At 62.6% G+C, this 16,273-nt stretch carries 11 protein-coding genes; 6 read left to right on the plus strand and 5 right to left on the minus strand.

All coding sequences use genetic code 11. The annotated features are described in order from the left end of the window. The first annotated feature begins 7 nt into the window (after positions 1–7). Both IAE37_RS20000 and IAE37_RS20005 read left to right on the plus strand, forming a co-directional pair. Positions 8–1,984, plus strand: coding sequence for a hypothetical protein (locus IAE37_RS20000; protein ID WP_201176284.1), 1,977 nt, complete (start codon positions 8–10; stop codon positions 1,982–1,984). 67 nt (positions 1,985–2,051) lie between these two features. Continuing rightward, complete coding sequence (locus IAE37_RS20005; RefSeq protein ID WP_201176285.1) at positions 2,052–3,947, plus strand: hypothetical protein; 1,896 nt, start codon at positions 2,052–2,054, stop codon at positions 3,945–3,947. A 9-nt stretch (positions 3,948–3,956) separates the two neighbouring features. Here the strand turns inward: IAE37_RS20005 and IAE37_RS20010 are convergent, their stop codons facing one another. Then, positions 3,957–4,811: an alpha/beta hydrolase gene (locus IAE37_RS20010; protein WP_201176286.1), complete on the minus strand. Its 855-nt coding sequence runs from the start codon at positions 4,809–4,811 to the stop codon at positions 3,957–3,959. Continuing rightward, positions 4,808–5,596: an alpha/beta fold hydrolase gene (locus IAE37_RS20015; RefSeq protein ID WP_201176287.1), complete on the minus strand. Its 789-nt coding sequence runs from the start codon at positions 5,594–5,596 to the stop codon at positions 4,808–4,810. Before IAE37_RS20015 ends, IAE37_RS20010 begins: the two co-directional genes overlap by 4 nt. Positions 5,597–5,779: 183 nt before the next feature. Between IAE37_RS20015 and IAE37_RS20020 the strand changes: the two genes are divergently transcribed. Then, on the plus strand, positions 5,780–9,163 hold the full coding sequence (locus tag IAE37_RS20020; protein WP_201176288.1) for a hypothetical protein: 3,384 nt from the start codon (positions 5,780–5,782) through the stop codon (positions 9,161–9,163). Between the two features lie 49 nt (positions 9,164–9,212). On the opposite strand, the gene sixA is transcribed toward IAE37_RS20020, so the two are convergent. Genes sixA through IAE37_RS20035 form a run of 3 tightly spaced genes read right to left on the minus strand, consistent with a single transcriptional unit; the run spans position 9,213 to position 11,056 of the window. Further along, positions 9,213–9,671: a phosphohistidine phosphatase SixA gene (sixA, locus tag IAE37_RS20025; RefSeq protein WP_201176290.1), complete on the minus strand. Its 459-nt coding sequence runs from the start codon at positions 9,669–9,671 to the stop codon at positions 9,213–9,215. Next, the gene (locus IAE37_RS20030; RefSeq protein ID WP_201176292.1) at positions 9,668–10,015 is read right to left on the minus strand and encodes a DUF4389 domain-containing protein; all 348 of its coding nucleotides are present in this window, start codon (positions 10,013–10,015) and stop codon (positions 9,668–9,670) included. Before IAE37_RS20030 ends, sixA begins: the two co-directional genes overlap by 4 nt. Positions 10,016–10,030: 15 nt before the next feature. Continuing rightward, complete coding sequence (locus IAE37_RS20035) at positions 10,031–11,056, minus strand: NAD(P)H-dependent glycerol-3-phosphate dehydrogenase (RefSeq protein WP_201176294.1); 1,026 nt, start codon at positions 11,054–11,056, stop codon at positions 10,031–10,033. A 191-nt stretch (positions 11,057–11,247) separates the two neighbouring features. Between IAE37_RS20035 and IAE37_RS20040 the strand changes: the two genes are divergently transcribed. The 3 genes from IAE37_RS20040 to IAE37_RS20050 are packed head-to-tail and all read left to right on the plus strand — an operon-like array spanning position 11,248 to position 16,219. Then, positions 11,248–13,404, plus strand: coding sequence for a TonB-dependent receptor plug domain-containing protein (locus IAE37_RS20040; protein ID WP_201176296.1), 2,157 nt, complete (start codon positions 11,248–11,250; stop codon positions 13,402–13,404). Further along, entirely contained in the window at positions 13,404–14,294 is an 891-nt protein-coding gene (locus tag IAE37_RS20045) for an ABC transporter substrate-binding protein (RefSeq protein WP_201176297.1), read from the plus strand. Before IAE37_RS20040 ends, IAE37_RS20045 begins: the two co-directional genes overlap by 1 nt. Continuing rightward, positions 14,291–16,219, plus strand: coding sequence for a response regulator (locus tag IAE37_RS20050; protein ID WP_201176298.1), 1,929 nt, complete (start codon positions 14,291–14,293; stop codon positions 16,217–16,219). Before IAE37_RS20045 ends, IAE37_RS20050 begins: the two co-directional genes overlap by 4 nt. The last annotated feature ends 54 nt before the right edge of the window (positions 16,220–16,273 follow it).

Raw genomic sequence — 16,273 nt, forward strand, 5'->3', positions numbered from 1 at the left:
CATCAATATGACTCTGCACAAACGTATACCTCCGCTTCGCCCGTCTCGTAACTTGTCGCCTGCTAAAGTGACTGTCATCAGGAATGGCGCTCTCGAGGAGCAACTCGTCAACACCATGCAGCCCTGCGTAGCCGTCGGCGCATTCGACGATGGCCTTCTTCCGGTGGACGTTGCCAATAACGATCTCATTGTGGAGATTCCAGTAGATCGATCTTCCCCAGTGTTCGAAGATGGCGCTCTGGGTACGCTACAACTAATGTGGAAAGGTGCCCTCTACGGCACGCCTTATGAGATCGTCGACGCGGATCTGGTAGAAGACACAATCAAATTGACGCTGGAACAAAGCGAACTCAGTGACGAAGGCACATTCGAGCTCAACTACGTCGGAAAGACATACCCTGGAGAGAATGAACTTTTCGGCAACCCGCCATTGACCATCGAGGTCGACCGCACGGCGCCCGGCGGGGAAAATATGCCTCTTCTCGATTTCAGCGAAGACATCGTCAATGGCGGAGTGACTCCCGACAAATTCGATGAAAATGACAATTTGCCCTCGCGGGTCGCGCATTGGCGCTATCTGAAATTGGGCGACCAGTTGTTTCCATTGCTTAAACGCGAAGGCGTACCAACGGTTGAACTAGACTATGTAGAGGTCATAGACGATACGCCAGGCATCGAGATCCCGGTTCCGTTTGCTCTCGAAAAATTAAAGGAAATCGGGGACGGCGAAACCGAATTCACCTACTACCTGAAAGACCGTGCCGGCAACCAATCCGATGAGGCCACTCCCGTTTCATTGCAGGTGCTGCTGAGCTCCGTGCCTCGCAGCTGGCCTGCGCCGGAAATTCCCCTGGCGCCGCTACCCGAGCGTATCGTTGGCGAGACCGAGGCACGTAGGCCGGTGGGCGTCGAAATCCCTGCCGATGACAACTTCCAGCAGGGTGATCTCATCACCGTCCACTGGGGTGACGAAACAGTGCAGGCGGAGGCTGTCGGCGACCCAACAAGCGATCCCGTCATGACCATCCAAGTACCCTATTCCGTGGTGCAAGCGGCAGATGACGGCCCCCAGCACGTGGTCTATCGCGTCGTACGAAACAACATTGACATCGGGGTATCCGACCCTGCGGTAACTGTCCTCGTTGACCTGGTCGTGCCGGGTGGCGAGGACCCCGATCCGGAAACCCCTGAGCACGGCAACTTGGCACAAGCCACGTTGACCGCCGACAGCGGAGCGGTCGATCATGTTGCCGCCGGTGACTTTGGGGAAGATGCCAAGATCACGATTGCCCATGCGGGCATCGACAGCACCGAAGTGTTCGAGGAAGACGATATCGTTACCGTTCAATGGGGCAGCACCACGCTTGGGCCATACACCATTACGAGTAGCGATGTCGGGGAAGACTATGAAGCGACACTGACCGGTGACCAAATGAGCACGGAAGGTGCGGGCGACATCATCCTGCGCTACATCGTCGGACGTGAAATGGACAGCAAGCCTGGAGAGTACAATTATGCTTTGTCCCCAAGCAAGACCATCCAGGTCATTTCCCCGGACGATCTGCCCGGCGGGGGTTCCGTAGAGACCGGCTCGTTCCCGGAAGCCAACGAGAACAATGCGATCAACAGCGATGCAGCAGCCTCTGGGGGCGGAACACCGTTCCGGGTCAGTGCATACCTCAACATGGCCGTAGGCGACACAATCGTTTACCGCTTCATCGCCTACGACGGCTATGGCAACGCGGCTCAGGAGGTTCCAGAATCGGAGGAAAGAGGCACGCGCACCATTTCCCAGGACGACATCACCCAAGGTTATTACGAGTTCCTGGTGCCTTCGGCAAAACTGTACCTGGCAGGTACGCCTGGCAGTAATCCGGGACGAGGCAAAGCGGAAGCCACATTCACGGTCACCAATGATAAAGGTACCGCCAACGGTGTACTCGTACCCGTTCTGATCGACGCTCAGCCAGCGCCAGCGCCCTAAGCGGCATTGCCTATCAACCACCGGCCTCGATGGCCGGTGGTTCCCGTCCAGCACAGGATGCTCATCCATGAACACAAAGATGACCGACGGCGCACGTCACATGGCCGATCTTGCGCCACCCAGGGCTATCGGTGCCTTGAAGGACGGCCTGTTGCCTATCGATATCGCCGACCAGGACCTGAAGGTCGAGGTCGACTGGTTTGCCTACCTTCAAGAGCGAGGAGAGTTGCAACTCTGGTGGAAAGGCGCCCCCTATGGGAGGGTGCACACACTGACGCAAGACGAGGTTGAAGATCCCACCCACGTATTCGAATTTTCCATCGACCAATCGGAACTGCTGGCGGAAGGTTCCTCTGTCTTGGGTTATCGGTTCACGAGCTATCCCGGTCAGAACCCCTATGATTCGGCAGCGCTCACCATTCGTGTCGATCGCACCGCCCCTGGAGGCAAGGCATTACCCAAGCTCATCGTGACCCCCGATGTGATCTCGGAAGGCGTGACGCTTGCCAAGCTCGATGCACAAGGCCGCCTCGAGACCACGTTGCAAGGCTATGAGCAGAAGCGGATCGGCGACATCATCCAACCCCTGATCGAGGCAGAGCGAGGAGGCACCCGGCAATCGTTTCCCGACACCCCGATTCGCGTCACATCGGACGATCAGAATGCCCCGGTCACGGTTTACTTCAACTTGGCTAACCTGTTGTTGGTGGACGATGGCCCGGCAGCCTTCACCTACACCTTGACCGACCGCGCAGGCAACGCATCCGATACAGCCCCCGCCGAAGACCTGCAGATTCTGCTGAACAACGCCCCCGATGTACTGCTGCCGCCGACAGTACCGTTGTACGAACAAAATGGCCTGATTGACGAAGCCACCGCCCGTACGCCAGTGCGCGTGCACATTCCACACTATGACCATGCCCGAGTCGACGATGAGATTCTCCTCAGTTGGGGAAGCGTTTCCCCGCAGACCTACAGCGTCAAAGATGAAAACGCTGATCCCCTGTTGACTCCTGCCTTCGCGTACCGACTGGTACAGTTGGGGGGCAACGGCTCGCAGACACTCACCTACGAGGTCAAGCGCAACGGGATATCCCTGGGTAGGTCTACCCCTTTTAACGTGGAAGTGGACATCACGCTTCCAGGCGGCGAAGACCCTGACCCGGAAACCCCGGAACATGAAAACCTACCCTTGCCGATTGCGCTCGGTGCCAGTGGCGTGCCCAATGTCATCTCCAACGACGACCAGGCGCAAACTGCCGAGGTGGTGCTGGAATGGCATGGCATCGATGGTTCGGAGATCTTCGCCGAGAATGATCAGGTTCTCGTCGAATGGGGCTCGATTGCCTTGCAGCAGTATTTGGTCAGCCCCGACGATGTTCGGGATAAAGTCGCCCTGCGGCTGACGATCAGCCCACCACAAATGAAGAGCGCCGGGCCGGGCAGCTTGCCGCTGGTCTATAACGTGACGCGGGATCTACCCGCCCCACCTGGGTACAGCAATACCGCGTACTCCGGCGTGCAAACCATTCAGGTCGCCGACCCTGCGGACCTCCCGGGCGGTGGCGGTCCCCTGTCGCAAGGCGACTTCCCAGAGAAGAACCTGTACAACACCATCAACAATGACGCCGCGATCGACGGCACGCCCTATGTGGTGCAACTCGACTACGAGAATGCCGCCGTCGGCGACATCATCGCGTTCACGTTCCGCGGCCACATGGGTGCCGGGGACGACCCGGACCTGGACCCCGCCCGTCCTGTGGAAGGGTCGTACATGCAGGACCGCCATGAAGTCACGCAGGCAGACCTCGACCTGGGCAGCTACGCATTCACGGTCGCACGGGAGTTCCTGAACCTCAAGACGGGCGTCTGGTCAGCCAATGGCTATCACTGGGTCAGCAACGCAGCAGGGACGGCATCTGGTGGCTACTACCACGTACTGATCGATGTGTTCCTGCCCTGACCTGGGCGATCATGCCCGGCCAAAAAAATCGTTGAACCGAGCGGCGACAAGGGCTGCACCCTGCTCGTCGTTCAGGTGCAAATGGTGCCCACCCGGTAGCAGGGTGTGCTCGAACGGCAACTGCGCCAGCAGCTCGGGGTGGCGCGCCAACATGCCATCGGCAGCCACCACCAGGTAGGTGGGGCAGCTGACCCGCTGCACGAAGGCCATGGCTTGGGTCTGGCTGAGGCGCACCGCCGAGGGCAAGGTCAAGCGGCTATCGCTGCGCCAGCAGTAGCCGCCCGGCACCGGCATCAAACCACGCAAGGCCAAAAGTGCGGCCGCCTCGCGGCTGACCGCGACCGCGCCTTTCATCCTCGCCTGCACCCCTTGTTCAACGCTCGCGTACACCGTCTTTCGCTTCGCCGTCAGGCGCAACTGCGCCTGCAGCGCCATGCCCAAACGTTCGGCAGCACCTTGTTCATCGCCGGTCGGCGGCATCACGCCATCGATCAAGGCCAGGTGGCTTACCCGCTCGGGCAAGGCCCCTGCCAGTTGCACCGAGATGATCGCCCCGAGCGAGTGCCCAAGCAGGGCAAAACGCGGCCAGCCCAGTTGCTCGGCCACCCGTAGCACGTCGTGGGCGTAATCGGCCAAGGTATAACCCGCCCCCGGCGGACGATGCTGCGAATGGCCATGCCCGGCCAGGTCCAGGGCGACGATCCGCAGCCCTTCGAGCCGTGGGGCCAGGCGTGCGAAGCTGTTGGCGTTGTCCAGCCAACCGTGCAGCGCGATTACCGGCAGCCCATCCTCGGGGCCGAACAGATGGGCGGCCAGCTCGATATGGCCGAGGTTCAGGCGAATTTCTTCGACGTGCGCGCTCATGCCTGGCTCCAACGGTCGAACAGGCCCTTGATCAGGCTGGCGGTATCCACCGGGCGCTCCAAGGGGAACATATGACCGCCCGGTACGCTGTGGTACTCACCCAGGGGCATGCTCCGCACGGCAAACGCATGGTGGCGGCGGACCACCCGGCTGCTCTGGCCCCGAACCATCGCCAGGGGCAGTCGAAGCTGGCGGGCCGGTGCCGGGCTCTGGTGCGGGATGCTGCGGTAGATGCCGATCTCGATGGCAGCGTCGAAACGCAAGCGCAAGCCGTCATCGGCCGTTTGCAAGCCGTGTTCGAGGTAGGCTTCCAGGCAGTCGCGGTCGAAGTCGCGGAACAGTGTCTTGGCGCTGAAATAGTCGCGCGCGCTGTCGCGATCGCTGAATGCCTCGCGCCGCCCCAGCGTGCGCCCCGCCGGGGTGATGCGGTCGATGAAGCCGAAACGCTTGGCAGCACGGATCAGCCATTGGTCGGCGCGGGTCAGCACGGGTGAATCGAGCATCACCACACCACGGTAGTACTCGGGCTGGCGCAGCGCGGCATGCAGGTGCAGCACCCCGCCCAGTGAGTGGCCGACACCCCATACCGGCGCGTCCTGCTCAGCCAGATGGTGCAAGAGCTCATCCACCAGTTGCTGCCAATTATCCCCTACAGGGAAACGTGGATCGTGCCCATGCTGGGCCAGGTGGCGAACTTGGTAATCCGGCGCCAGGGCCGCGAACAGCTTGCCATAGGTGGCCGATGGGAAGCCGTTGGCGTGGGCGAAGAAAATCTGCTGCGACATGGCGCCAGGTCCGGAGCGGGAACGAGTGCCCATTGTCCGCACTCGGTAGCCCCTCGGCAACGTCCGGAACGGTCATCGGCAAGGGCGATCAGGTCCTTCTTACCTGACATTTCTACCAGTTTCGCCGCCATTGCTCTCGGCCCACACTCGTGCAGCGTTCTCCACTTCATGCAGGAGCCAATCATGACGACCTACCATCAGCTCAGCGCAATCAGCCGATTGCTGGCCAGCTTGCGCACCTTTGGCCTACAAGACCCCGCGCCGACCCTTCCGCCGCCCCGTATTCCCATCGCCGAAGGTAACGGCGGCATCCGCCTGAAAGATATTTCCGATCCCCAGGTGCCAGTTCGAGTGGTGATCTCCGCCTACCCGCAGATGCAGGTCAACGACAACATCCAGCTGTTCTGGAACAATCGTTTCGTCAATCACGTGCTGGTCAACGCCGGTCACCTTGACCAGGGTAGCGTCACGATCGATGTCCCCAGCCTGGCCATCCAGGACGGCACGCCACCGGTGCATTACCTGGTCACCAGCCCCAATGGCCAGAACACCTACAAATCGCACCCGCTCGACATCCGCGTCAAAACCAATGTGCCCGGCGGCACCGACCCCATCCCGTCCACCCCTGAGGTCAACGAAAACCTGCTCGCCGTGACCGGTGTGCCGGAGCTGATCGACGAGAGTAACGCCGACAGCATCGTCGCCACCGTGCCCCGCTACGAGAACATGACCGAGGGCGACAAGCTGAAACTCAGTTGGGGCGGCTACTTCGTGGAGCAAGCGCTGGCAGCTGACGACGTCGACAAACCGGTGCGCCTCGCGGTCCCTCGCAGGGTCATCGAACAGGCCGGCGCCGGCCCGGTGGTCATCGAGTACGAGATCCGCGACGTCGTCAACAACTGGTCGTTGTGGTCGATCAAGTTCACCCCCGACGTCGAGGTCGGTGACGACCTGCTGCGGGCGCCCGAGGCCCTCGATCTGATCGAGGGTGTGCTGGACCTCGCCGAACTGGGCGAGGCGGACGCACGCGTTCGCGTGCGGGTGTATGCCGACATGGCCGAGGGCGATGTGGTGTCGCTGTCCTGGATCGGCCGACCGCCTACCGGCGGTCCCATCACGCACGACGATGAATTCACGGTCGACCTCGACAGCGATGGGCTGCCTATCGAGTTCCCGGTTCCCAACGCCAAGGTCAAGGCCAGCGCCGGAGGCTCCGTCGCGATCAAATACACCGTTACGTCCAGCCGTGGTGAGCAGCATTCGCGACGCGCCTCGTTCGAGGTGGTCGGCCAGGTGCAGCAGTTACCACAACCCAGCGTCAAGGAAGCCCAGAGCAACGAGTTGGACCCACAGCGCATTCCGGATCTGGGCGCCACGGTCATCATCCTGCCCTACCTGGGGATGGCCAGCGGTGACAAGGTCGAGCTGTTCGTCAGCGCCAGGGATGCCAATGGGGGCCCCTCCTCCCACGACGACAACAAGGACATCACCGGCGGCCAAGTCGACAAGACGGTCGAGTTCATCGTACCCAAAGCCTTCTTCGAGCCCTTGATCAATGGCTCCGTGGACGTCCATTACCGGGTAAACGGTGAAGCGTCCGATAAACTGGAACTTCAGGTCGTGGGCCAAGGCGGTGCGGAACTGGTGGCGCCGAGCGTGATTGGCGTCGTGGAAGGCGTACTGGACCCAGATACTGTGCCAGCAGGCACAAAGGCCATGGTGCCAAACTACCAGGGCAAGGCGGTCGATGACCGAATCATCCTGAGCTGGGCTGGGTTGCCAGGTGCCAGTTACAGCGACTATATCGACGTGAACGCTGCCAACCTGGGCTCACCGATCGGCTTCGATATCGCATATACCCCGTACATCATCGGCAACCTCAACGGCAGCGTGGCCGTCAGTTATCGGGTTACGCGGGCCAGTGGTGGCACAGCGTCTTCGTTGACCCTCCCGGTTCAAGTGCAGCGCCAAGCGGACGAAACGTTAGTCCCACCGACTGTGCTCGAGGCCCCCAACGGCACGCTCGATCCCCTCCAAGCGCTGAATGGTGCCACCGTGCGGGTCGAATACGACGGTATGCTGACCACCCATAACCTGGCGGTAAGCTGGGCCGGGACTAACGATGCCAATACTTGGGAAAGCACCCCGAAGCCTGGCAGTGCATTCGGTTATGTCGACTTCCCGGTACCCGTCAGCGTGGTGGCGGCCAGCCAAGGCAAGAGCATCACAGTGATGTATGCGGTTGAGCGTAATGACTCGCCAGAAGGGTCGCTACCGCTGGAACTGCTGGTCAATGAACTGACGCTGAAGGATTTGCCTGAGCCTGTCGTTCCGCAAGCGAACCAGGACACGCGTGTGCTGGCGCTCGAGAGCCTCATAGGCGACGCGTCGGTTACGGTGGCGCCTTGGCCGCTGATTGCCGAGAGACAACGTGTCTGGATCAAGATCGAGGGCACCTTGGAAAACGGCTCGGCGCATACGTTCTATCCGGCCAATGGTGTATCCGTCACCGCCGAGCAGGTCAGTCAAGGCATGGATATCTCTGTTCCGCGGACAGAGCTGGAAAAGCTCAAGCATGCAGCTGACATGACCGTAACGACATTGGTGGCGTTCGATCAGACTGGTAACGAAGCACTGGCGACCGAGTTCCGACCAGCGTCCTATAAGCTTGAAAAGCTTGACGTCGTCACCCCCACCATCGACTCGGTGAAGGACGATGCAGGCAACACCGTAGCGAAAGGCGGCTCAACCACCTCGACAACGCTCGTGCTCACGGGCAAGGCCTCAATCCGTCAACAGGTTCAGATTCTCGACGGCGCGAACGTCAAACAGACCGTGCCGACCGATGCCAATGGCAACTGGACGAGCACGCTGACCAGCCTTAGCACAGCCAATCACAGCTTCACCGCCAAAGCACTGTATGCCAGCAACCCAGTTTCTGCTGCTTGGGCCGTGACAGTGCTGCCCAAACTAGACTTTGGCAGCGATTACACCTTCACCGCGAGCCAGTACGTTATCGATAAGACCAAGAAACCGGCGCACCCTCCCTTGGGCGCCAAATTCACACGTGCTGCACAAGGAGGAGCCCCGCCTTACACGTACACGTCGGCCGATACCTCGATCGCCTCTGTCAACTCAACCTCCGGCCAGGTGACGGTATGGAAGAATGGCACCGTGAGAATGAGCGTCACCGACAGCAAACAAAACCAAGCCCACTATGATTTGCGGGTGTCCAATGTCAAAACGGTGCAGTACATCGGTCAGCGAAACGACTGGACTGCGGCGAGTCAGTACGCACGACAAGCTGGCGGACAATTGCCCACCAAAGTAGACATACAAGCGCTCTACAACATTTACAGTCAAGAGAATGCCGATGTCGCAACGTTACTCAACTGGACGTTGGCCAAAAATCACCCCACCATCCCATTCGGCGTCTGGTTAATAGACAATGCAGGGGGCAGTAACTATTGGTTCATGAATGTCTGTAACGTAAGGACTCATGATGGAAACTTTCAGTCCTACGGCCCCAGCACTGCCCAGCGCCCGATCTTGGTGATGAAAACCTAGCGAGCAAAGTGAACCTTGCTACGGCTCTGAACGATCCGTAGCGAGGTTTTCAAGCCACGTGATGCAAACGGCGCAAGGTCATCTGCGCTGCCAGCGGCCATTGCCCCTCAAGCTCCGCGAGGCTCGCCGTGCTCATCGGCGCCGGCTGCTGCAGATGGCCCTGCTCCAACATCCCCACCAACGCCCCCACCAGCGGCTGGTGACTGACCAGCAGCACATGCTCCAGCCCCAGCCGTTCGATCTCGCCGATAACCTGTTGCACATCGCTTTCCGGCGTCAGCCACGGCACGGTGCGCACCGGTTCGGCGAAACCAAGGGTGTCATGCACCAAGGCAGCGGTCTGCTGCGCCCGCACATAAGGGCTGGCGATGATCGCCTGCAGCGGCTGGCCGAGCAGGTGCGCGGCACTGTGCAGCACTTGCTCGCGGCCATGGCTGGTCAGGCGGCGTTCGGCATCGGTATTCGCGCGCGGCTCTGCCTCGCCGTGGCGCAGCACCCACAGCTTCACAGCTTGGGTTCCTCGTCACGCACCGGGTGCGGCGCCGGAGCCACGGCATGCGGCGCTTCGCCTTCCGGGGCACGTGGCGCCGGCCAGTCGGCGAATGGCCAGGGCTTCTGGTCGCTGTGGAAGCTGCCGAAACGGCCGATCTGTGCCAGGTACTGGCTGAGGCTGTCGCCGAAGTTCATCAGGCCGGCGCTTGGCGCGCCGTACACCAGGCGGTAGATGAGCTGGACCAGCACCAGGCCGCCCAGCAGCAGCTCGGCCAGTTGCCAGACCACCACGAACACCAGCATCCACAGCACCCGTAGGATGATGGACTCGCGCTGGGCCCGTTCAGGGGTATCGTTCATGTGCTGCTCCTTGGCTCAGTTGAAACCGCTGGTGGAAATGAAATCGACGTCGGTCTTGGGCTCTGCGCGCATCAGGTGCTCGATCACCTGGTCGAGCGTGCGGCCCTCGAACAGGATGGCATGCAGGCCGGCGACCAGGGGCATGTACACCTGCACCTCCTGGGCCTTGGCCTTGAGCACCTTGAGGGTATTGACCCCTTCGGCCACCTCGCCCAGGCGGCTGACTGCCTCGTCCAGGGTCAGGCCCTGGCCCAGGGCATGGCCGACCTGGTAGTTGCGGCTCTTGGGCGAAGAGCAGGTGACGATCAGGTCGCCGACCCCGGCCAGGCCCAGGAAGGTCATGGGGTTGGCCCCCAGGCTCACGGCGAAGCGGGTCATCTCGGCCAGGGCGCGGGTGATCAGCATGCTCTTGGTGTTCTCGCCCATGCCCAGGGCCACCGCCATGCCGGCGATGATCGCGTAAACGTTCTTAAGCGCACCGCCCAGCTCGACGCCGAAACGGTCGGCACTGGCATAGACACGGAAGGTACGCCCGTGCAGCACCGCCTGCACCTGCTGGCACAGGCCTTCGTCGGCACTGGCGACCACGGTGGCGGTGAGCGCGTGCTCGGCGATCTCGCGGGCCAGGTTCGGCCCCGACAACACGCCGATGCGCGCCTCGGGGGCGATTTCCTCGAGGATCTGGCTCATCAGCTTGAACGTGTGTGCCTCTATGCCCTTGGTCAGGCTGACCAGGCACTTGCCGCGCAGCAGCTCGGCATGCGGCGCCAGCACGCTGCGCAATGCGCTCGAGGGCAATGCGACGAACACCAGGTCGCTGGCCTGCAGGGTAGCGAGCAGGTCGTTGACCGGCTCGACCCCATCGTGCACGCGGATGCCCTTGAGGTAGCGCGGGTTCTCACGGTTGACGCGCATCGCCTCCGCTTGCGCCGGGTCGCGCATCCACTGGCGTACCGGCACGCCATTTTCGGCCAGCAGGTTCGCCACGGCGGTGCCGAAGCTGCCGCCACCCAGAACTGCAACAGGTTGCTGTTCAGTCATATCCAATCCGTTAAAGCCAAAAGTTAAATGGCGACCGCTGCATTATACGGGTCACTTGCCACAGGGCCAGTGTTGGGCTGTCAGGGGTTGGCCACAAGATTTTTGTCGACTGCCAGGTCGACCAGCGCTCGATCTAAGCCACCCCACACATTTCAAGCCGAACACTGGCAAAACCTCCACCGTCAGTTAACATGCCTGACTCATTATCGAAACAAGGCCGTACCGTGTTGCCTGGCACGCCCCCGTACCCTCGCCTGCTGTTGTTGACCGCGTTGCTCGGCGGCTCGGCCATGGCCGACGACCTGTTCATCGACAACACCGACCTGCCCCAGGTTCTGACCGCCACGCGCCTGAAACAATCCCCGGCAGCGGTGCCAGGCAGCATGACCGTGCTCGACAGCGAGCTGATCCGCGCCAGTGGCGCCCGGGATATCCCCGAGCTGCTGCGCCTGGTCCCGGGCATGATGATCGGCTACGGCGCCGGCAACCAGCCCACGGTCAACTACCACGGCAGCAACGTCAACGAAGCCCGGCGCATGCAGGTGCTGATCGACGGCCGCTCGGTGTACCGGGCGGGCCTTGCTACCGTGGACTGGAGCGACATTCCGGTGGCGCTGGAGGACATCGAGCGCATCGAGGTGTTTCGCGGCCCCAACACCGTCAGCTACGGCGCCAACGCCCTGATGGCGGTAGTCAACATCCTCACCCGCAACCCGGCCGACAGCCACGGCACGCGGATGAAGATGACCCGCGGCCAGGATGGCATCAACGACTACTACCTCAGCCACGGTTTCGGCTGGGACGGCGGCGACCTGCGCCTGTCGGTCTCGGGCCAGCAGGACGACGGTTTCGACCACGACCAGTTCGGCAACGACTACCGCGACAGCCGCCGCCTCAACCGCTTCAACCTGAGCGTCAGCCACACCCTGGCCCCCGACCAGACGCTGGAATGGCAGCTGGCCGCCAAGGAAGGCAGCAACCAACGCCCCTACTACTACCAGCCGGTGTTCGGCAGCTACCAGGCTGGCAACGACGCCGACGTCAACGCCAAGGACTACGCCGGGTCGGTACGCTGGAACATCGACTTCAACCCCGAGCACAGCCTTTATGTGCAGGGCTCGGCGCAGCACTTCGACCGCCAGCAGGTATGGCGCGCCTGCGATGCCGCGCTCGCGTTCAGCCCGGAGCTGACCCGGCTGTGGCAGATGAACCCCAACCTCGCTGAAAAGGTCGCCCGCAATGCCAGTGCGCCGCCTGCCGGGGCCAACCCTGCCGAGCAGGCGCTGATCAACGCGATCAGCCAGCAGTGGAACAACCCAGGCGGCGCCCTGAATGGCAAGCAGACCATCTGTGGCGACGTCGACCAGAGCACCCGCGAAACCCGCTACGACCTGGAAGTGCAGGACACCCTCAGCCTGACCGACAGCTTGCGGCTGGTCAGCGGCATGAACTACCGCTATGACCGCGCCGACTCGCAGACCTACTTCAACGGCAGCATCGACGACCAGACCTGGCGCCTGTTCGGCCAGCTGGAGTGGCGCGCCGACGAACACTGGATCGTCCAGGGCGGCGCGATGTTCGAGGATTCGCGCCTGTCCGGCAGTTCGCTGACGCCACGCATGGCCGTGAACTACCTCATCACCCCGCGTCATGGCCTGCGCGCGGTCTACTCCGAAGCGATCCGCTCGCCGGACATGTTCGAGAACAACGTCAACTGGAGCTACACGGTCAAGAACCTCACGCCCAACCTGTATGGCCTGCGAGATGGCCAATACTTCGTCAAGACCCGAGGCCCGGGCGACCTCGAACAGGAACGCATGCGCTCGCGCGAACTGGGTTACAACGGCTCGTTCAGCGACATCGACCTGAACATGGATGTAAAGCTGTTCTACGACGAGATCACAGGAATGATCAGCGAGCCCCTGAAGAACAACCAGTACATTGCCAGCAATGCCAACAAGGCCCGTTTCACTGGCAGCGAAGCCCAGCTGGACTGGCGGGCAACGCGGCGCGACCGCTTGCGCCTGACCTACGCCTACGTCGATGCCTGGGCCAGCAACCCTGCCGACAGCCGCCTCACCGCCCGCAACAGCGGCTCGGCCGGGTGGATGCGCGAGTGGGGCGACAACTGGTCGAGCGGGTTGTTCTACTACGGCGACGACGCCCTCAACGGCTACCGCTACGAACGCCTCGACCTGCGCGTGGCCAAACGCTTTCGTATCCAGGGCAGCAACCTCGAGCTGGCTGCGCTGTGGCAGCAACGCCTGGACGACGAGCCGACCACGCTGGTGCAGAACCGCTACGACAGCCGCCACCGCCTGAGCGTCAGCGCGGAGCTGGAATTCTGATGGTGCGCCTGCTGCACCTGCTGCTGTTCTGCCTGTGGCCCCTGGGCACGTTGTCGGCCAGCGAAATCCTCCTGGTCGGTGGCGAGGACCAACCCGGCATCCGCAGCTTCGTCACGGCGCTGGCCGATCGACGCCAGCACGACCAGGTGCGTTTCCTGTCGCTGAGCGAGTTGCCACGCCCCAGCCAGCTCAAGGCCGACACGCGCCTGGTGCTGCTGGACAACGCGGCCCTGGAGTGGCGCCTGGGCGAAAACGCCGGGCCGCCCGCCCTGGCCATGCGCATCAGCCGGGTACAGGCGCAGCAACGCCTGGGAAAGTCGCGCCCCGGGCACCTGACCCTGCTGTGGAGCGACCCGCCCCTGGCACGGCAGTTACGCCTGACCCACTACCTGCTGCCGCAGGCCCAGCGCGTCGGTGTGCTATATGGCGAGCATAGCCAGTTCCTGCTCGACGAACTGCGCCAGGCCGCACGGCCGCTGGGCCTGGAAATCATCGCCCAGGACTGGCCAGACCTGCGTGACAGCCGCCCGCTGCAGAACCTGCTGGCCAGCAGCGACGTACTGCTGGGCCTCGACGACCCCGACCTGTACAACTCCAAGACGGCAAAAAACCTCCTGCTCAGCAGCTACAGCCGGCAGATGGCGCTGATCGGCCCGAACGTCGGCTTCGTCCGTGCAGGGGCCCTGGCCAGCACCTACAGCGATCAAGAGGACTGGCTGGCGGTGCTTGACCGGCTGCTCGACCAACCCCCGGCACGCTGGCCGCGCAGCCTCTACCCGTCGCACTTCGGTGTCAGCGGCAACCAGCAGGTCGCCCGCGCCCTGGGCCTGGAGCCAATCGATCCGAACGCCGCCGCCCAGGCCCTGGCCGAAGGAGCCCCCCTGCCATGAACAAGCGCCTGAGCTGGGATATCCATACCCGCACCCAGATCATCAGCCTGGGCCCTGCGCTGCTGCTGACCCTGCTGCTGATCAGCTTTTTCACCTTCGTGCGCATCCAGGACTTGCGCCAGGAGCTCAAGCACACCGGGCAACTGATCGCCAACCAGCTGGCGCCGGCATCTGAGTACGGGGTGATCTCGGGCAACAATGAAGTACTGGAAGGCTTGATGCGCGCCACCCTGAGCATCCCCCACGTGCGCTTCCTGGAGGTACAGGACGGTCGCAACCACATTCTGGTGTACGTCGAGCAGTCCAACGAGAGCGCCAACCGCTCGCAACGCGTCGAAGTGTTCCAGGCACCGATCCGCCTCCAGCAGATCCGCCTAGACAGCGACTTCCTGCAGCAGAGCAAGACACCGACGCCGGCCATCGGCGACGACTACCTGGGCCGGGTGATCGTCGGCATGTCCGATGATGCATTCAGCCAGCGCCAGCAGGAAATCGTCATCAAGGCCGGCATCCTCGCCCTCTTCGCCCTGCTGTTCACCTTCCTGCTGGCCCGCCGCCTGGCCCTGAGCCTGGCCAAGCCGATCAGCGACATGGGCCATGCGGTCAAGGCGATCCAGCAGGGCGAGTACAAGACCCCGGTGCCGGTGGTCGACGACAGCGAACTGGGCCATCTGGCGCGGCACATCAATAACCTCGCCAATGCCCTGGAGCAGGCCAGCGCCGAGCAGAAACAGGCCATGGCGCAGTTGATCCAGGCGCGCGAGGAAGCCGAGCAGGCCAACCGCGCCAAATCCGAGTTCCTGGCCATGATGAGCCATGAGCTGCGCACACCGATGAACGGTGTGCTGGGCATGCTGCAACTGCTCGAAACCACCCAGCTGACCAGCGAGCAGGCCGACTATGCGGCAGTGGCCAGCGAATCGACCGGGCACCTGCTCAAGGTGATCAACGACATTCTCGATTTCTCGCGGATCGAACGCACGACCCTTGAGTTCGAGCATATCGACTTCGACCTCGGCGAACTGATCGCCAACAGCGTGCAGTCGTTCCAGCACAGCGCCCAACAGCGCGGCCTGGGCCTTTACCTGCAGCTGCCGACCGACGAGGCGCAGCCCAAGGTGGTCGGTGACCCGACGCGGATCCGCCAGATCCTGCTGAACCTGATCGGCAACGCGCTCAAGTTCACCGAGCGAGGCCAGGTGGAGGTAGAGGCGCACTGGCAGTTGCTCGATCGCCAATTGCTATGGTTCACCTGTAGCGTGCGCGACACCGGAATCGGCATCGATGGCGAGCGTCTGGAAATGATGTTCGTCGCCTTCCAGCAGGCCGACAGCTCGATCTCGCGCCGCTACGGCGGTACCGGCCTGGGCCTGTCGATCGCGCGGACCCTGGCCGAGCGCATGGGTGGCAAGCTACGGGGCGAGAGCCGCGAAGGCCTGGGTTCGACCTTCACCCTGGAAATCCCCCTGCCCCTGGCCAACCTCACGCCTGCCCCACTGCCCCTCGCCACGCCAGGCGCGTGGGCGATGGCTGAGCACGGCCCGGTGCTGCTGGTGGAGGACAACCCGGTCAACCAGAGCGTGATCGAGGCCATGCTGCGTAGCCTGGGCCTGCAGGTGCAGGTGGCCCAGGACGGCCTCGAAGCGGTCGAGCGAGTCGGCCAGCAGCGTTTTGCCGCAGTACTGATGGACTGCCGCCTGCCGCACATGGACGGCTACGAGGCTACGCGGCGCATCCGTCAGCTGCCAGGCTGCAGCGCGCTACCGATCATCGCCCTGACCGCCAATGCGCTGGAGGGCGATCGGGAACGCTGCATGGCCGCCGGCATGAGCGATTACCTGAGCAAACCCTTCCGCCGCACGGAGTTGCAGCGGATACTGCAACGCTGGCTACCTGCCCAGGCAGCGCCGGCTGGCGATAAATGATAAAGTGCGACAGTCTTAAAGACTGGACAGGACCCAATTCGGCCCTGAAAATAG

This window comes from Pseudomonas sp. S31, assembly GCF_016648105.1.
In the GTDB taxonomy this organism is placed as follows: Bacteria; Pseudomonadota; Gammaproteobacteria; order Pseudomonadales; family Pseudomonadaceae; genus Aquipseudomonas.